The sequence below is a fragment of the Kribbella kalugense genome, from assembly GCF_004365875.1.
Classification (GTDB): domain Bacteria; phylum Actinomycetota; class Actinomycetes; order Propionibacteriales; family Kribbellaceae; genus Kribbella; species Kribbella kalugense.
In genome coordinates this window covers 2,377,026-2,392,896 of record NZ_SODF01000001.1, presented here as the reverse complement: position 1 = coordinate 2,392,896, position 15,871 = coordinate 2,377,026, and the positions used below count along the sequence as shown (strand labels likewise).

17 protein-coding genes are annotated in these 15,871 nt (G+C 66.2%); 8 read left to right on the top strand and 9 right to left on the bottom strand.

The features are described 5' to 3' along the window. Positions 1-41 precede the first annotated feature (41 nt). Positions 42-626 carry a short chain dehydrogenase gene (locus EV650_RS11295; RefSeq protein ID WP_134118020.1) on the bottom strand — a complete coding sequence of 195 codons (585 nt, stop codon included), beginning with the start codon at positions 624-626 and terminating at the stop codon, positions 42-44. Positions 627-729: 103 nt separating this feature from the next. Here EV650_RS11295 and EV650_RS11290 point away from each other — a divergent pair, with 103 nt between their 5' ends. After that, positions 730-1,578: a helix-turn-helix transcriptional regulator gene (locus EV650_RS11290; protein WP_238174145.1), complete on the top strand. Its 849-nt coding sequence runs from the start codon at positions 730-732 to the stop codon at positions 1,576-1,578. On the opposite strand, the gene EV650_RS11285 is transcribed toward EV650_RS11290, so the two are convergent. Then, positions 1,564-2,292 carry an SIR2 family NAD-dependent protein deacylase gene (locus EV650_RS11285; RefSeq protein ID WP_134118016.1) on the bottom strand — a complete coding sequence of 243 codons (729 nt, stop codon included), beginning with the start codon at positions 2,290-2,292 and terminating at the stop codon, positions 1,564-1,566. The two genes, EV650_RS11290 and EV650_RS11285, sit on opposite strands and share 15 nt — an antisense overlap. 44 nt (positions 2,293-2,336) lie before the next feature. On the opposite strand from EV650_RS11285, the gene EV650_RS11280 reads away from it, so the two are divergent. Continuing rightward, complete coding sequence (locus EV650_RS11280) at positions 2,337-3,251, top strand: YobF C-terminal domain-containing protein (RefSeq protein ID WP_134118014.1); 915 nt, start codon at positions 2,337-2,339, stop codon at positions 3,249-3,251. 29 nt (positions 3,252-3,280) lie between these two features. Here the strand turns inward: EV650_RS11280 and EV650_RS11275 are convergent, their stop codons facing one another. Together EV650_RS11275 and EV650_RS11270 are read right to left on the bottom strand one after the other, a co-directional pair. Continuing rightward, on the bottom strand, positions 3,281-3,493 hold the full coding sequence (locus tag EV650_RS11275; RefSeq protein ID WP_134118012.1) for a sulfurtransferase TusA family protein: 213 nt from the start codon (positions 3,491-3,493) through the stop codon (positions 3,281-3,283). After that, positions 3,490-4,605, bottom strand: a complete 1,116-nt coding sequence (locus EV650_RS11270; protein WP_202874460.1) for a cysteine desulfurase family protein — start codon at positions 4,603-4,605, stop codon at positions 3,490-3,492. The genes EV650_RS11275 and EV650_RS11270 overlap by 4 nt, the downstream gene beginning before the upstream one ends. 94 nt (positions 4,606-4,699) lie before the next feature. Between EV650_RS11270 and ctaC the strand changes: the two genes are divergently transcribed. The 4 genes from ctaC to EV650_RS11250 all read left to right on the top strand — a co-directional run bounded on the left by ctaC (position 4,700) and on the right by EV650_RS11250 (position 9,191). Continuing rightward, positions 4,700-5,587 carry an aa3-type cytochrome oxidase subunit II gene (gene ctaC / locus EV650_RS11265; RefSeq protein ID WP_134118010.1) on the top strand — a complete coding sequence of 296 codons (888 nt, stop codon included), beginning with the start codon at positions 4,700-4,702 and terminating at the stop codon, positions 5,585-5,587. Between the two features lie 26 nt (positions 5,588-5,613). Continuing rightward, positions 5,614-7,356, top strand: coding sequence for an aa3-type cytochrome oxidase subunit I (gene ctaD / locus EV650_RS11260; RefSeq protein WP_439648786.1), 1,743 nt, complete (start codon positions 5,614-5,616; stop codon positions 7,354-7,356). Continuing rightward, positions 7,353-7,748 (top strand): cytochrome c oxidase subunit 4, encoded by a 396-nt coding sequence (locus EV650_RS11255; protein WP_134118006.1) that lies wholly within the window; start codon positions 7,353-7,355, stop codon positions 7,746-7,748. The genes ctaD and EV650_RS11255 overlap by 4 nt, the downstream gene beginning before the upstream one ends. Positions 7,749-7,946: 198 nt before the next feature. Further along, positions 7,947-9,191: a L,D-transpeptidase gene (locus EV650_RS11250; RefSeq protein WP_238174144.1), complete on the top strand. Its 1,245-nt coding sequence runs from the start codon at positions 7,947-7,949 to the stop codon at positions 9,189-9,191. Positions 9,192-9,251: 60 nt separating this feature from the next. Here EV650_RS11250 and EV650_RS11245 read toward each other — a convergent pair whose 3' ends face one another. Beyond that, positions 9,252-10,079 (bottom strand): alpha/beta fold hydrolase, encoded by an 828-nt coding sequence (locus tag EV650_RS11245; protein ID WP_134118001.1) that lies wholly within the window; start codon positions 10,077-10,079, stop codon positions 9,252-9,254. Between the two features lie 40 nt (positions 10,080-10,119). On the opposite strand from EV650_RS11245, the gene EV650_RS11240 reads away from it, so the two are divergent. After that, positions 10,120-10,623, top strand: coding sequence for a MarR family winged helix-turn-helix transcriptional regulator (locus EV650_RS11240; protein WP_202874459.1), 504 nt, complete (start codon positions 10,120-10,122; stop codon positions 10,621-10,623). Positions 10,624-10,626: 3 nt separating this feature from the next. On the opposite strand, the gene qcrB is transcribed toward EV650_RS11240, so the two are convergent. The 4 genes from qcrB to ctaE are packed head-to-tail and all read right to left on the bottom strand — an operon-like array spanning position 10,627 to position 14,871. Next, the gene (gene qcrB / locus EV650_RS11235) at positions 10,627-12,300 is read right to left on the bottom strand and encodes a cytochrome bc1 complex cytochrome b subunit (protein ID WP_134117999.1); all 1,674 of its coding nucleotides are present in this window, start codon (positions 12,298-12,300) and stop codon (positions 10,627-10,629) included. Next, positions 12,297-13,349, bottom strand: coding sequence for a cytochrome bc1 complex Rieske iron-sulfur subunit (gene qcrA, locus EV650_RS11230; protein WP_134117997.1), 1,053 nt, complete (start codon positions 13,347-13,349; stop codon positions 12,297-12,299). The genes qcrB and qcrA overlap by 4 nt, the downstream gene beginning before the upstream one ends. After that, a complete protein-coding gene (gene qcrC / locus EV650_RS11225) occupies positions 13,346-14,212 on the bottom strand; it encodes a cytochrome bc1 complex diheme cytochrome c subunit (RefSeq protein ID WP_134117995.1) in 867 nt (288 codons plus the stop codon). Before qcrC ends, qcrA begins: the two co-directional genes overlap by 4 nt. Further along, positions 14,209-14,871, bottom strand: coding sequence for an aa3-type cytochrome oxidase subunit III (gene ctaE / locus EV650_RS11220; protein WP_134117992.1), 663 nt, complete (start codon positions 14,869-14,871; stop codon positions 14,209-14,211). The genes qcrC and ctaE overlap by 4 nt, the downstream gene beginning before the upstream one ends. A gap of 82 nt (positions 14,872-14,953) precedes the next feature. On the opposite strand from ctaE, the gene EV650_RS11215 reads away from it, so the two are divergent. After that, entirely contained in the window at positions 14,954-15,871 is a 918-nt protein-coding gene (locus EV650_RS11215) for a cytochrome c oxidase assembly protein (RefSeq protein WP_134117990.1), read from the top strand.

The following is a 15,871-nucleotide window of genomic DNA, read 5'->3' as shown; positions in this document are numbered from 1 at the left end:
AACCAACGGTTCGCCGCAGCGGAAGAGGTCGACGCGTCAGCTCAGACGCGGACCACCTCACCGTGGTTACTGCCCTCCACGGTCCGGACGTAGCCACGAGCCACCTCGGCCACCGGAGTACCGATCGACGGGTCCATCTCCAGGGCGATCAGCGTCTCCCGCACCCAGCCCGGACTGATGACGTTGAGCCGGATCCCACGCGGCATCTCGATCGACGCCGCCCCGACGAACGCGTCCAGTCCGCTGTTCACCAGATAGGTGAGCGAGCCACCTGGAATGGGCTCACTGAGCCTGCCACTGGTCAACGTCACCGATCCGCCGTCGCGTACGTACGGAAGCGCCCGACGCAGCAGATTGACCTGTCCGACCAGCTTCCCGTCCAGACCGCGCCAGTAGTCGACATCAGACGAGCTGGCGAGCGCCGCCAGTGCACCACTGGCCGCACAACTGATCACCGCGTCCACCTGACCGACCGCGGCGAACATGGCATCGATCGACGCGACATCCGCCAAGTCGACCCGCACCTCCCCACGCCGCGCGGCCCGCACGACCTCATGGCGCTTGACCAACTCCTTGACGACCTCACTCCCGATGGTCCCGCTTGACCCGATTACCAGAATCCTCATGCCAGTCAGCCTGCGGTGCAGCGGCGTACCAGTCCCAGAGCCCTGCTGGGGGCACACCTGACAGGTACAGGCTCGGATGACCGCAGTAGGTGAGACTGGAGACGTGTACACCGACCTGGGCGAGTTCCTGCGCTCCCGGCGGGCGCGGCTGCAGCCCGAGGACGCCGGGCTTTCGTCGTACGGCGGGCGTCGTCGGGTGCCTGGTCTGCGGCGGGAGGAGCTTGCGCAGCTCGCTGGGGTCAGCGCCGGCTACTACACGCGGCTCGAACAAGGGCTCAGCCCCAACGCGTCGGACGCCGTACTTGATGCTGTCGCGCGGGTACTGCGGCTGGACGACGACGAGCGGTCTCACCTGTACACGCTCGCCAGGCCGAAGCCGACGAGCCGCCGCCGTACGCCGAAGCCGGAGCAGGTACGGCCCGGAGTGCTGGTGATGATCGAGTCATTCGGAGACGTGCCTGCGCTGGTGATGGGCAGGTTCCTCGACGTCCTCGCCTGGAACCCGATGGCCCACGCACTGCTCGCCGGTCACCTCGACCCCACCGCACCGAGCCGTCCGAGCGATCGGCCGAACATCGCGCGGCTACTGTTCCTGGATCCCCACCTGCGCGAGCTGTACGTCGAATGGCCGCAGAAGGCGCGGGCCACTGTCGCTGACCTCAGGCTGATCGCCGGACGCTATCCCGGCGAACCTGAGCTGAGCCGGCTAGTCGGTGACCTGACGCTCGGCAGCCCGGAGTTCGCCAAGCTCTGGTCCGGCCACCCGGTCGGCGACTGCGGCGGCGCCACCCGGACCTACCAGCACCCGTTGGTCGGGCGGATGGAGCTGATAACCGAGCTCCTGGTCCTGCCCGACGACGGTCAGCGGGTGGCGATCTTCAACGCGGAGCCGGGTTCCCGTTCCGAGGCGGCGCTCCAACTGCTGGCCGGCGAGTGGTCAGCCGACGAGTGACGGGAGGGTGGTTTCGATGGGGGTGTGGAGGACTTTGGTGGCGTGTTCGTCGTACGGGGTGGGCTGGGCGTTGAGGATGACCAGAGGCTTGCCTGCGTTCAGGGCCAGGTCGCAGAGGCCGGCGGCCGGGTAGACCTGCAGTGAGGTGCCGACGGCAAGGAACAGGTCGGCGGACTCGGTGGCGGCGACGGCTCGGTCCAGGACGGCCCGGTCGAGGGACTGGCCGAAGGAGACCGTTGCGGACTTCAGGATGCCGCCGCAGACCTCACAGGCCGGGTCCTCGTCACCGGACTCGAGCCGGGGGAGTACGTCGGCCATCGGGATGCGCCGGTTGCACTGGAGGCAGTCGACGTACCAGACCGTCCCGTGCAGCTCGTGGACGAGCTCCGGCGACGATCCGGCCTTCTGGTGCAGCCCGTCGACGTTCTGGGTGATCAGTCCGGTCAGACGCCCCTGTCGCTCCAGCTCGACCAGTGCGAGGTGGCCTGGGTTCGGCTCGGCTGTCCAGGCCGGTACGGCGAGACGGTGCTTCCACGTCGCCACGCGGACCTCGCGACTCCCGACGTACTCGTCGATGTCGAACATCGCCTCCGCAGCCGGGTCCTTCGTCCACACCCCCTCCGGCCCACGAAAATCAGGGATCCCAGAGGCCGTAGAGATCCCCGCCCCAGTCAGCACGGCGATGCGGTCAGCGTTGAGCACAAGATCGAACATATGCCCTTGACCTTGACACAGGGGCAACCCTGATCGTCAAACCCATGCTTCCCTACACCGGCTCCGGACCGTACTGCTACAGCAACAGCCTCGCGATGATCCTCGGCGACCAAGCGCCCACTCCAGCGGTCATCGAGGTACTCACCGGCTCACCCTTCGGTGTCCAGCTGATCTCCGGCCGGGTGCCGCTCTTCGATCCCTACGGGTGGGATCCGGACCTCGGACTCGACGCTGCGATCGAACTGCTCGGCTGGACCTGCGACGCGAGCGGCGCCTCGTCAGCTGACGAGGCACTCGACCGATTGCGTACGGCGCTGCTGGACGGACCAGTGCTCGTCGGACCGGTCGAGATGGGCCTACTGCTGCACCAACCAGGCGCCGGCACACCTATCGAGGCTGATCACTTCCTGGCCGTGCTTGCGGTCGACGGCGACAGAGTGCTGATGCACGACCCGCATGGCTTTCCCTACGCGACGCTTCCGCTCGATGCCTTTCTGGCGGCCTGGCGTGCCGAGTCCATCAGCTACCGGCGGTACGGCTACGGGATGCGGTCCGGCTTCCAGCGGGTCCGGGAGGTGACGGCGGACGACGCGCTGCGAGTATCCATGCCCGCGGCCAAGGCGTGGCTGTCGCTCCGGGACGACGTACAGATCTCGCCTGGGACCGTCGGGAACGAGGCAGCGCTCGAACGCTTTGCCGAGATGATCGAGCAGGGTAAGGACGAAGCGGTGCGCGGAATGATGACGCACTTCGCGGTCCGGGTCGGCACGCGACGGCTGGTCGACGCGGCGACAGCGACGGCACGGATCGGGCTGCTGGACGCGAGCGCGATCCTCGACACCCAGGCGCGGTTGGTCGGCAGCCTGCAGTACGAACTCACCGCCGGCTCACCCACGGCCGCCGCAGCGACCGTCCGCAAGCTGCAGCCCACTTACGCCGAACTGTCCCGGGCGCTCTGAGTTGGGGCCGGTGCAGGCCGAGCTGCCTGTCAGCTGAGTCGGCGGACGACGTATTGGTTTTCGTCGGCTGACACGAGCTCCTGGGAGCGCATCCGGCACCAGGCTGGGATGTCGGTGGCGGCGGCCGGGTCGTCGGCCAGGACGGTGATTGTGTCGCCTATGGCAACGGTCGGTAGCGTCTTGGCCAGTTTGATTACCGGGAGTGGGCAGAGCAGGCCACGGCAGTCGAGGTCGACGTTCACATGCCGACCTCCGCCCGGATCCGCTGCACGATCCCTGGCAATACAGCGCAGAAGCGGTCGATGTCGGCGTACGTCGTACTGCGGCCGAGTGAGATGCGCACGTTGCCGTGGGTCAGCACACCCATAGCTGCCAGGACATGTGACGGTCGCAGGGTGCTCGACGTACACGCGGACCCGCTGGAGACCGCGAAGCCCTCCGCATCCAGAGCGGTCACGATCGCCTCGCCGTCCACGTAGAGACACGAGAACGTGAGGATGTGCGGCAGGCGGTCCTCCGGATCTCCTACCACCTCCACATCGGAGATGTCTGCGGCCACACGGCGCCGTACCTCATCGATCCAGGCCCTGTGCTGCTTGTCGAGCTCAGCTGCTTCACTGAGCCGGGCCTGCAAGGCAGCGGCCGCAGCCAGTGCGTTTGGCACGTTCGGGAAGCCAGGGGAGAGCCCGTCCTCCCGCTCGTCCATCGGCCAGGCCGGAGTGATCCGGGTGCCCTTCCGCACAGCCAGCAGGCCCACACCTGCCGGACCACCCCACTTGTGCGCACTAGCAGTCAGCACAGACCAGCCCGCGGGTACGGCGTCATGCCCCACCGAGGCCGCCGCGTCCACCAGCAGCGGTACGTCGCCACACGCCTCAGCCAAAGCGCTGATCGGCTGCCGAGTACCCACCTCATGGTTCGCCGACTGCACAGCAGCCAGAGCCACACCTGGTTGCCGCACCGCCGTACTAAAGGCCTCCAGGTCAACCCGACCCTGCATGTCCACGCCAACCTCAACGGCCGACTCTCCACCAGAGTGCAGTACGGCGGAGTGCTCGACAGCACTGTGTACGACGGTCTGCCCGACCCGACTCCGGGCAGCTCGCACCGCGGTCAGACCGGCCCGGATGGCCGTCGTACCCGAGGTAGTCAGGTACAGGTCGTCCGGCCGTACTCCGATCGCGTCCGCCAGGACAGCGCGGGCGTTGTCGAGCAGCAGTCGTGCGGTCCGTCCCTCGTGGTGCAGACGGACCGGATCGGCCCAGCCGGAATCCACTGCCGACAGCAACATTTCCCTTGCTGCCGGGTGCAACGACTCGGCCGATGCCGCGTCCAGATACGCACGCTCACTCACAGAGGAAACGCTAAGCCCTACCTATGCGCAGAGACGCGAAAGGTGTCCAGTAGTGTTTGGTCGTCAGTCTCACTTGGGAAGGGAAAGGCGCCCCGTGGGTTCGAACGGCACGCCCGGAGTGGAGGAGCGTTCGGCAGTTTCTGCCGGCGCCACACGTCCGGCGAAACGACGCCTGCTGGTCGGTACGGCGGTGGTGCTCGGCACCCTGCTGCTGACCGGTTGCTCGTCGGAAACCACTGAGCAGTGGAAACGACTCGGTCTCCCCGAGGGCGCGTCGGACCGGACCGAGGCTGTCCGCAGTCTCTGGATCGGTGCCTGGACCGCTGCCCTGATCGTCGGCGTGATGGTCTGGGGCCTGATCCTGTGGGTCAGCGTCCGGTACCGCAAGCGCAACGAGGAGGCCCCGAGGCAGGTGCGGTACAACCTGCCGCTCGAGGTGCTCTACACGCTGGCTCCGTTCGCGATCATCGGTGTGCTGTTCTTCTACACCGTCGAGCACGGCAACCAGGTCACGAAGATGAGCGCCAACTCGCAGCACACCGTCAACGTGGTGGCTCAGCAGTGGCAGTGGACCTTCAACTACAAGGACACGGTCGACGGGCAGCAGGGTGTCTGGGAGACCGGCACCATGGACAAGCCGTCCACCCTGTGGCTGCCGGTGAACGAGTCGGTCCAGTTCGACCTGACCTCGCCGGACGTCATCCACTCCTTCTGGGTGCCGTCGTTCTACTTCAAGCTCGACGTCATCCCGGGCCGGACCAACAAGTTCGAGCTGACCCCGACCAAGATCGGCACCTTCGAGGGCAAGTGCGCGGAGCTCTGCGGGCTCTACCACAGCCGGATGATCTTCAGCGTCAAGGTCGTCAGCCGCGACGAGTACGACACACACCTCCGTGAGTTGGCCGCCAAGGGCCAGACCGGCGCCGCCACCGGAGGCTCCGACGCCACCACCATTCCCGGTACAGGGGAGGGCGAGAAGTGACCGACTACGCCGAGCGCACCGGCGCCATCGGTAGCACCACCGCACTGCCGCGGCGGCGCAGCAAGGGTCAGATCCTGGTCAAGTGGATCACCACCACCGACCACAAGATCATCGGGCACATGTACCTGATCACCTCGTTCGCGTTCTTCCTGATCGCCGGCGTGATGGCACTGGTCATCCGCGCCGAGCTGGCCAAACCGGGCCTGCAGATCGTGAACGAAGAGGTCTACAACCAGCTCTTCACGATGCACGGCACGATCATGCTGCTGCTGTTCGCGACACCGCTGTTCGTCGGCTTCGCGAACGAGATCATGCCGATCCAGATCGGCGCCCCGGACGTCGCGTTCCCGCGGCTGAACATGTTCAGCTACTGGCTGTTCCTGTTCGGCGGCCTGATCACGATCAGCGGTTTCTTCACCCCGGGCGGCGCGGCCGACTTCGGCTGGTTCGCCTACGCCCCGCTGTCGAACGCGGTCCGCTCGCCGGGCATCGGCGGCGACCTGTGGATCATGGGTCTGTGGATGGCCGGTCTGGGCACCATCCTCGGTGCGGTCAACTTCGTGACGACGATCATCACGATGCGCGCTCCGGGTATGACGATGTTCCGGATGCCGATCTTCACCTGGAACATCCTGGTCACGTCGATCCTCGTGCTGATCGCGTTCCCGATCCTGGCTGGTGCACTGCTGGTCCTGGAGGCGGATAGATCGCTGGGGGCGCACGTCTTCGATGCCGCGAACGGCGGGCCACTGCTGTGGCAACACCTGTTCTGGTTCTTCGGGCATCCCGAGGTCTACATCATCGCCTTGCCGTTCTTCGGCATCATCACCGAGATCCTGCCGGTCTTCAGCCGCAAGCCGGTCTTCGGCTACATCGGTCTGGTCGCCGCGACCATGGGCATCGGGGTCCTCTCGGTGGCGGTCTGGGCGCACCACATGTTCGTCACCGGTGCGGTGAACCTGCCGTTCTTCTCCTTCATGACGTTCCTGATCGCAGTACCGACCGGCGTGAAGTTCTTCAACTGGATCGGCACGATCTGGGGCGGGTCGGTGTCGTTCGACACCCCCATGCTCTGGTCGGTCGGCTTCTTGACCACCTTCCTCTTCGGCGGTCTGACCGGCATCATCCTGGCCTCGCCGGCCCTGGACTACCAGCTGTCCGACTCGTACTTCGTGGTCGCGCACTTCCACTACGTCGTGTTCGGGACCGTGGTGTTCGCGATGTTCGCCGGGTTCTACTTCTGGTGGCCGAAGTTCACCGGCCGGATGCTCGACGAGCGGCTCGGCAAGCTGCACTTCTGGCTGCTGTTCATCGGCTTCCACACCACGTTCCTGGTGCAGCACTGGCTCGGTGTCGAGGGCATGCCCCGGCGGTACGCCGACTACGGCCCCAACGAGGGCTTCACCACGCTCAACGAGGTGTCGAGCATCGGCGCGTTCATCCTGGGCATGTCGATGCTGCCGTTCTTCTACAACGTCTACAAGTCGCGCAAGTCGCCGAAGGTCGGTGTCGACGACCCGTGGGGCTGGGGACGCTCGCTGGAGTGGGCGACCAGCTCGCCGCCGCCGCGGCACAACTTCGAGAAGCTGCCGCGGATCCGGTCCGAGTCGCCGGCCTTCGACCTGCACCACGCCGAGCTCGCACTGGCGGAGTACCCGGACAACCGGGCCGGCTCCGACAACCTGCTCGACGCGGGTGAGGACCAGGGTCGCGTGGAGCATCTCGAGGAGATCGCCGATAGCGAGACCGAGGGGAAGGACAAGGCGTGAAGGTCGAAGCCTGGGTCTTCGGGATCCTGAGCGTTTTCGTGGTGGTCGTCACGCCGATCTACTGGCTGATGTCGAACGACCCCACCGGTACCACCGCGCTGGTGATGACGTTCTTCCTGTCGCTGCTGGTGGCGTTCTACCTGAGCGTTACCGCTCGCCGGATGGACGCCCGGCCGGAGGACCGCAAGGAAGCGGAGATCGTCGAGGGAGCCGGCGAGCTCGGCTTCTTCCCGCCGTACTCCTGGTGGCCGCTGTGGTGCGCGATGACGCTGGCCGTTGTCGTGCTCGGAATCGTCTTCGGCTGGTGGCTGTTCATCGCCGGCGTCGGGATCGGCATCGTCACGCTGAGCGGGTTCATCTTCGAGTACTACCGGGGTGACCACGCTCACTAGTTGAGCGCCGTACGAAAAATGCCGTCCGGGAACGAACCGGGCGGCGTTTTCGTGCGTCTGTAGGAGTGATGTGAGGACGGACCGTTGTGGTCCGTACCAGTTCGGTGGCGATGCGGTGCAAAGAAATGTCGCTGCGGCAGGTTACCCTTACCGCGGTTTGACTAAACAGGGGAGTGCTGGGGAATGGTGAGCGGTTCGGTGAGGAAACACGGCCTTGCCGTGGCGGGGATCTGCGCGCTGCTGCTGGCAGTGACGGCGTGCAGCGACACGAAGGCCAACGGCAGCGGAACGACCGGTCAGTCGACGACGAACCCGTCGACGTCGCAGAGCAGCTCTCCGGGCGCCTCGACATCTCCGGGCGACTCGACGACCCCGTCGGAGACGCCTGCGGCCAGCATCTCGGTCGTGCCCGCCAAGGGCGCGTCCTCGGTGCAGCCGGACAAGCCGGTGACCGTGACCACGACGGCCGGCAAGCTGGCCGAGGTCACGCTGAAGGACGACGACGGCGACAAGGTGGCCGGCAGCTTCAACACGGAAAAGACCCAGTGGACTTCCACGGACAACCTCAAGCCGGGTGCGTCGTACACGGTGAGCGGCTCGGCCGAGGGCAGCGACGGCGGAACTGTGCCGATCAGCTCGACGTTCAAGACGCTGAAGGCGACCAAGAGCCTGAAGGCCTCGGTCGTCCCGCTGAACGGTGAGACCGTCGGCGTCGCGCTGCCGATCCAGATCTACTGGAACAACCCGGTCAAGGACCGCGCCGCGGTCGAGAAGCGGCTGAAGGTGACCACCTCGGTCCCGGTCACCGGTACCTGGCACTGGGTGAACAGCAAGCAGGTGAACTACCGGCCGATGAACTACTGGCCGGCCGGCACCAAGGTGTCGGTGAACATCGATACGCAGGGCGTCAACGCCGGTAACAACACCTGGGGCACCTCCAGCCGGAAGATCGCCTTCAGCATCGGCAAGTCGGTCGTCAGCAACGTCAACGTCAAGAAGCACTCGATGACCGTGACGATCAACGGCAAGTTGGCCCGCACCATCCCGATCACCGCCGGCAAGGACGGGTTCACCACCCGCAGCGGCGTGAAGGTGATCATGGAGAAGTTCACCACCAAGCGGATGGACGCGGCGACGATCGGCATCAAGCCGGGCGACCCGAACTACTACAACATCAGCGACGTGAAGTGGGCTCAGCGCGTCACCAGCTCCGGCGAGTTCATCCACGGCGCCCCGTGGTCCGGCGGCGCCCAGGGCAGCGCCAACGTCAGCCACGGCTGCGTCGGCATGAGCCTCGCGAACGCCCAGTGGTTCTTCGACCAGACGCTGCGCGGCGACCCCGTCACCGTCACCGGCACCACCAAGCACATGGAGCCCGGCAACGGCTGGACCGACTGGAACACCACCTGGGCCGCCTACAAGAAGGGCTCGGCCCTGTCCTGACCCATCAGCTGTCAAGCGCAACCCCTTCCCGCATGCTCGCGGGGAGGGGTTGCGTCTTGTTCAGGCCAGGTACTTCTCGAGTTCGGGGAGGATCTCGTCTGTGTGGAGGGTGGGGAGGGAGTGGTGGGTTGCGTTGGGGAGGTGTACGACGGTTGCGGATGGGGTGAGGGTGGTTACGCGGGCGGTGAGTTGGTCGGGGTTTTGGCTTTTGCTGCGGCCGGCGATGAAGACCAGGGGAGCAGGGCTGAGGGCGCGGAGCTGGGCGTCGGTGGGGCGCTTGGTGCGGACGAATGGCGTTGAGGGTTGCTCGGCGGCCAGGCCGGCCAGCTCGAGCACCAGGGGGTCGACGGCGAGGCCCTGAGTCTCCCAGCGGAGGAAGGACTCCGTGGTCTTGCGTGACGGGCGGAGGAGGCTCGGTACGGCGCGGAGGATGTACGGGACGCGCAGGCCGAGGTAGCCGTCGGTCGGGTCGAGCAGGGCGAGCCGGTTCACGCGGCCAGGGTTCGCGATCGTGAAGGTCAGCGCGATCCACGAGCCGTACGAGTGTGCGCACAGCGCCGCCTGCTCGATCCCCAGACCATCGAGCACGTTCGTCAGCCAGGCATGCAGATCTGCCGGGGTCTTGGGCTTGCGTCCGGTGTTGGTACTGCGGCCTGCATCGACGATCACGTCGATCGCGTAGACCCGGTAACGCTCGGCGAGCCGCGGTGCGACGGCGAACCACACCGCCGACGTCGCGCCGTGTCCTGGCAGCAGTACGACGGGCGGGCCGTCGGCGGGACCGCAGGCGTTCACATGCGTCGTACCGAACTCGTCCGTGAGCTCGAGCTGCTCCACCGGGACACCCCAGCGAGCGAGGAGGGCGTCGTACGCCTCGTCGAAGGTCATGGTGCCGAGGATAGCTCACTGAGTGAGGTAGATTGAGGGCATGCGTGAAGGAGTGATGTCCGGGGATCCGGAACGGGCGGCTGCGCTCGAGTTGGTGCATCGGCTGCGGGAGGTCGCGTTGCGGCTCGAGTTGGCGGTGGGGGAGTTCGCCAGGACGACCGGGCTGCACGGGACCGACGTACGGGCGCTGGTGCGGCTCCTGGACGCCGAGCGTGCCGGAGTCGAGGCGACCCCTAGTTGGCTCGCTCAGCAGCTTGGAATGACCTCTCAGGCGACCACAGCCGTCATCCACCGCCTGGAGTCCGCCGGCCACGTCGAACGCCTCAGAAGCCGCACAGACGGCCGCAGCTCCCGCCTCCAGGTCTCCGACACCGCCGTAGACCTCGGCTGGCAGTTCTTCGGCCCGCTGCTGGACCCCGTCATCGCCGTCACGAGCTCCCTCACCCCGGCAGAGCGGACGATCGTCGGCAACTACCTAACCGCAGTCGCCGAAGCGATCGAAGGGCCTCCGGCAGAAAGCCGGAGGCCCTTCGGTTGGAGCTGAACCTTACGAGCGGTCGCTGGTGACCTCTCGGTAGGTCTCGGTGTCTTCCGTCAGCTCGTGGATCTCGTCGGAGTCGTGCGCGTGCTCGTGCGCCTCTTCGAGTTCCTGAGCGGTCGGCTTCTGGATTGCGTCGGCGAAGTAGAACCGGGACAGCCGGGCGCGGACCTTGTTCAGGGCCCGGCGCGGTGCGCGGACGCCGTTGTCGTCGGTCTCCGGACCGATCTCGAACGGCACCTGCCGATCCCGTGCGGTGATCGAGTACGCCTCGTACGTCGAGATCGGCTGGTGCTTCTCGGTGTACTTGCCCTCGGGGCCACGCACGATGACGCCGGTCTCCAGACCGTGCAGGAGCCGGTCCCGATCGGCCCGCTGCAGCGAGATCGCCCAGCGGCGGGCGATCCAGAAGCCGAGGATCGGCCCGAGGATCACCGCGAACCGGAGGAACCAGGTCACGTTGTTCAGCGAGAGGTGGAAGTGGGTGGCGATCAGGTCGTTACCACCACCGATCCACAGCATCGCGTAGAAGGTGATGAACGCGACGCCGATACCGGTCCGGGTCGGCTGGTCCCGCGGCCGGTCCAGCAGGTGATGCTCACGTTTGTCGCCGGTGATCCAGCCCTCGATGAACGGGTAGAGCGCGACCACCGTGACGAAAAGAGGTGGCACGATCAGCGCCGGTATGAGCAGGTTCCAGCTCAGAGTTATGCCCCAGAAGTGTGACTCGAAGCCGGGGAATATTCGGACCGAGCCTTCCAGCCAGCCCATGTACCAGTCGGGCTGCGCACCTGCGGTCACCTCGGCCGGGTTGTACGGGCCGTACAGCCAGACCGGGTTGATCTGCATCAGTGCGCCCATCAGCGCGGTGATGCCGAACACGACGAAGAAGAAGCCGCCGGCCTTGGCCGTGTACACCGGGAACAGCGGGTAGCCGACCACGTTCTTCTGGGTCCGGCCGGGACCGGCGTACTGCGTGTGCTTGTGGTAAACGACCAGGAAGAGGTGGGCCGTCACCAGGCCCAGAATTATCCCCGGTATCAGCAGCACATGGACGATGAAGAATCTGGAGACGAAGTCGTCGCCGGGGAACTCACCGCCGAAGATGAAGAAGTTCAGGTACGTGCCGATCACGGGCGAGGCCTGGATCATGCCGTTGGTGATTCGTAGACCGGTACCGGACAGCAGGTCGTCGGGCAGACCGTAGCCGAGGAAGCCCTCGATGATGCCGAGGAACAGCATCCCGAAACCGATCAGCCAGTTCAGCTCACGCGGTTTGCGGAACGCGCCGGTGAAGAACATCCGGAGCAGGTGCACCATCATCGCGGCGATGAACAGAACCGCCGCCCAGTGGTGGATCTGCCGGACCAGCAAGCCGCCGCGGACGTCGAAGGTGATGTCCAGCGTGGAGGCGTACGCCTCCGACATGTGCAGACCCTTGAGCAGGCTGTACGAACCCTGGTACTCGACCTCGGTCATCGAGGGCTTGAACCAGAAGGTCAGGAAGGTGCCGGTCAGGATCAGGATGATGAAGCTGTAGAGCGCGATCTCGCCCAGCATGAAGGACCAGTGGTCGGGGAAGACCTTCCGCAGGTTCTTCTTGCCGATCTTCGCGATGCCGAGGCGATCGTCGACCCACTTGACCGGTCCAGGGAACTCTGTGCTTGTTGACACTGTTGTCACCCTCGTTCGAAGAAGCTCGGGCCGACCGGCTCGGTGAAGCCGCTCTGCGCAACCAGGTAGCCCTCACTGTCCACTGCCAACGGTAGCTGAGGCAGCGGTCGGGCCGCAGGACCGAAGACGACCTTGGCGCTGTCGGACAGGTCGAAGGTCGACTGGTGGCACGGGCAGAGCACGTGGTGCGTGGTCTGCTCGTACAGCGAGATCGGGCAACCGACGTGGGTGCAGATCTTCGAGTAGCACAGGATGCCGTCGATGCCCCAGTTCTCCCGGCCGGGCTTGGTGCGGATCTCGCTCGGCTTGATCCGGACCACGATCACCGAGGCCTTCGCCTTGGCGTTCTGGTACTCGGTCGGGTTCTCCTCCTGCAGCGGGGCCAGGTTGGCCGGCGCCGCGTTGACCAGCTGGCCGACGACCAGGTCGGACGGCTTGATCGGACGGTCCGTGACGTCGTTGACGACGCGGATGCCCTTCGCCCAGATCGTGTTGTACAGCGACCGGCCCGGCAGCGGACCGAGATCGCGGAGGAACACGATGGCCGGCAGCCCGAGAGCGCCCATGGCGCCGATCAGCGAGTTGCGGATCATCTTGCGCCGGCCGAAGCCGGACTCGGCGGTGCCCTGCTTGAACGCCTCGGTGATCTCGGCGATCTGCTCCGGCGAGGAGTGCGCGGCGTGCCGCTCCTCGGAGATCTCCTCGTCGACCATCAGCTTCTTGGCCCACTGGATCGCGCCGGCCCCGATCAGGAACAGCGCCAGCCCGATGCACAGGCCCATGACCATGTTGTTCGCGTTGCCGGACAACGGGCCGAACACCAGGGTGGAGTCCCGCGGAATCGCGAAGTACGCGACACACGAGCCGAGCACCAGCACGGTGGCCAGCCCGAACATCGTCGATACCTGGCGCTCGACCCGGTCGGCCGCCTTCGGGTCGATGTCGGTGATGCGTGGTTCGTGCGGCTCCAGTCCCGGGTCCGGGATCGGCTCGGCGACCTCGACCGCACCATGCGCTTCCTCGGCCTTCACCGCGGGAAGGTTCTTCTCTTCGCTCATTCGGCCTTCGCTCCCTTGGCCTTGACGCCCTTGGCGCCGATCCAGACCGCTACGCACACCAGCAGACCGATGCCGACGAACCAGCCCCACAGACCCTCCGAGACCGGGCCGAGCCGGCCGAGGCCGAAGCCACCCGGGTCCTTCTGTGCCTGCAGCGCCTTCAGGTAGGCGATGATGTCGGCCTTGTCCTGCGGCTGCATGACCTGGTCGGAGAAGACCGGCATCTGCTGCGGGCCGGTCAGCATCGCTTCGTAGATGTGCTTCTCACTGACGCCCATCAGCGACGGCGCGGACTTGCCGTTCGGCAGTGCGCCACCGCGGCCGGCGAAGTTGTGGCAGGCCGTGCAGTTGGTGCGGAACAGCTCGCCACCGCGGGTGACCTGGTCGTCGGTGGCCTTGCTCACGTCGTACGAGTCCGACGCCGGCACGGCCGGGCCGGGGGCCAGCGAGGCGACGTACGCGGCCAGGGCCTCGATCTCGGCCTCGGAGTACGCCGGGGCCTTGCGCGGGATCTGCGCACCGGGCTGCATCGCGGGCATCCGGCCGGTGCCGACCTGGAAGTCGACCGCTGCGGCGCCGACGCCGATCAGCGACGGGCCGGCCATCTTGCCCGCGCCGTTCCCGCCGCCCTCGGCGCTCAGGCCGTGGCAGCTGGAGCAGCCGACCGAGAAGAGCTTCTTGCCCTCTTCGATCTGCTGGGACTGGGCCGAGTTGTCCGCCACCGCGTTGTCAGGGGCGAAGGCGGCGTACGCCGAACCCACTGCCAGGAGGCCGAACAGGAGCACGACGAGGCCGGCGGACCGGTGCCGTCGTCGCGCGGAGAGAAAGCGCGCCGGTGACAAGGAAGATCTCTTCTCACTCATTTGAGCAGGTAGATGGTCGCGAACAGGGCGATCCAGACCACGTCGACGAAGTGCCAGTAATACGACACGACGATCGCCGAGACGGCCTGTTCGTGGGTGAACTTACGAGCCATGTACGTCCGGGCCAGGACGAACAGGAAAGCGAGGAGGCCGCCGGTCACGTGGAGCGCGTGGAACCCGGTCGCCAGGTAGAACACCGATCCGTACGCCGTGGACGAGATCGTCAGGCCCTCGTGCACCAGCCCGGTGTACTCGGTCACCTGGCCGGCGACGAAGACCGCGCCCATCAGGTACGTGAGGATGAACCACTCACGCATACCCCAGTTGCGCGGGTTCGCCAGCGAGCCGACCCGGCCCACCTTGCCGTGCTCGGCGGCGAACACACCGGCCTGGCAGGTGAACGACGACGCGACCAGGACGAAGGTGTTCACCGAGGCGAACGGGACGTCCAGGAGCTGCGTCGACACCTGCCACAAGTTCTCCGTACCCGGAGCGGCGGCAGCGGTCGTCACGGACCGGATCGTGAAGTACGCCGCGAACAGGGCGGCGAAGAACATCAGTTCGCTCGAGAGCCAGACGATCGTGCCGACACTGACCATGCTGGGACGGTCGTGGTGTCCGTGTTCACGAGACGCTGGGAGCGCGGTTGCAGTGGCCACGCGGTCATTATGTCGGTCCTGGTATCAACTGACACGACCACCCCCATGCATGTCGGCAACTAATGGTTTCTACTGTGGAAGCGTGCTTCCCCTCCACGCCACACCCGGCGACCAGATCGAGCCGCTCACGCCGCTCCGGTTGCTGACTGCCTGGACCTTCGAACCGGTGTTACTCGGTGTGATCGTCATCTTCGGCGGGCTCTATCTGTACGGCGTCCACCTGCTGAAAAAGCGGGGTGACAAGTGGTCCAAGGGCCGCACGTTCGCGTTCGTCGGAGTCGGCCTCGGCAGTGCCGTGATCGCCACCCAGTCGGCGCTCGGCACGTACGACACGGTGCTGATCAGCGTGCACATGGCTCAGCACATGGTGCTGTCGATGCTGACGCCGTTGATGCTCGCGCTCGGCGCGCCGGTCACGCTCGCACTTCGGACCCTGCCGCAACGACCGCGGAAATGGTTGCTCTCCGTATTGCATTCCCGGGTCGCCAAGGTGCTGTGCTTCCCGCTGGTCGGCTTCACCCTGTTCGTCCTGAGCCCGTGGGCGCTCTACTTCAGCGGCTGGTACGACGCGACTCTGCACTCGCCCGTGCTGCACGACCTGCTCCACATGCACTTCATCCTGGTCGGATCGCTGTTCTTCTGGCCGCTGCTCGGTATCGACCCGGTGCCGGGCCGGGTGATCTACCCGTTCCGGTTGATGCTGACGTTCCTGACCCTGCCGTTCCATGCGTTCCTCGGCATCACGATCATGTCGGCGAACAAGCTGATCGCCGAGGACTGGTACACGAGTTTCGGGCGGTCCTGGCCGCCCTCACCACTGCGTGACCAGTACATCGCGGGCGGTCTGCTCTGGGGCTCCGGCGACCTGATCGGCGTGGTGTTCTTCGCCGTACTGTTCGTCCAGTGGGTGCGTGAGTCGCAGCGCGAGGCGCGCCGCGAAGACCGGCGCCTGGACCGGTTGGAGGAACAGGCTCGCCGGGCCGGACAGGCACCCCGGTAG

What these genes read in the sequence shown, in the direction of transcription:
- EV650_RS11295 (WP_134118020.1), bottom strand. Translation starts at nt 626, where the DNA reads ATGAGGATTCTGGTAATCGGGTCAAGCGGGACCATCGGGAGTGAGGTC.
- EV650_RS11285 (WP_134118016.1), bottom strand. Translation starts at nt 2,292, where the DNA reads ATGTTCGATCTTGTGCTCAACGCTGACCGCATCGCCGTGCTGACTGGG.
- EV650_RS11280 (WP_134118014.1), top strand. Translation starts at nt 2,337, where the DNA reads ATGCTTCCCTACACCGGCTCCGGACCGTACTGCTACAGCAACAGCCTC.
- EV650_RS11245 (WP_134118001.1), bottom strand. Translation starts at nt 10,079, where the DNA reads ATGACCTTCGACGAGGCGTACGACGCCCTCCTCGCTCGCTGGGGTGTC.
- EV650_RS11240 (WP_202874459.1), top strand. Translation starts at nt 10,120, where the DNA reads ATGCGTGAAGGAGTGATGTCCGGGGATCCGGAACGGGCGGCTGCGCTC.
- qcrA (WP_134117997.1), bottom strand. Translation starts at nt 13,349, where the DNA reads ATGAGCGAAGAGAAGAACCTTCCCGCGGTGAAGGCCGAGGAAGCGCAT.
- qcrC (WP_134117995.1), bottom strand. Translation starts at nt 14,212, where the DNA reads ATGAGTGAGAAGAGATCTTCCTTGTCACCGGCGCGCTTTCTCTCCGCG.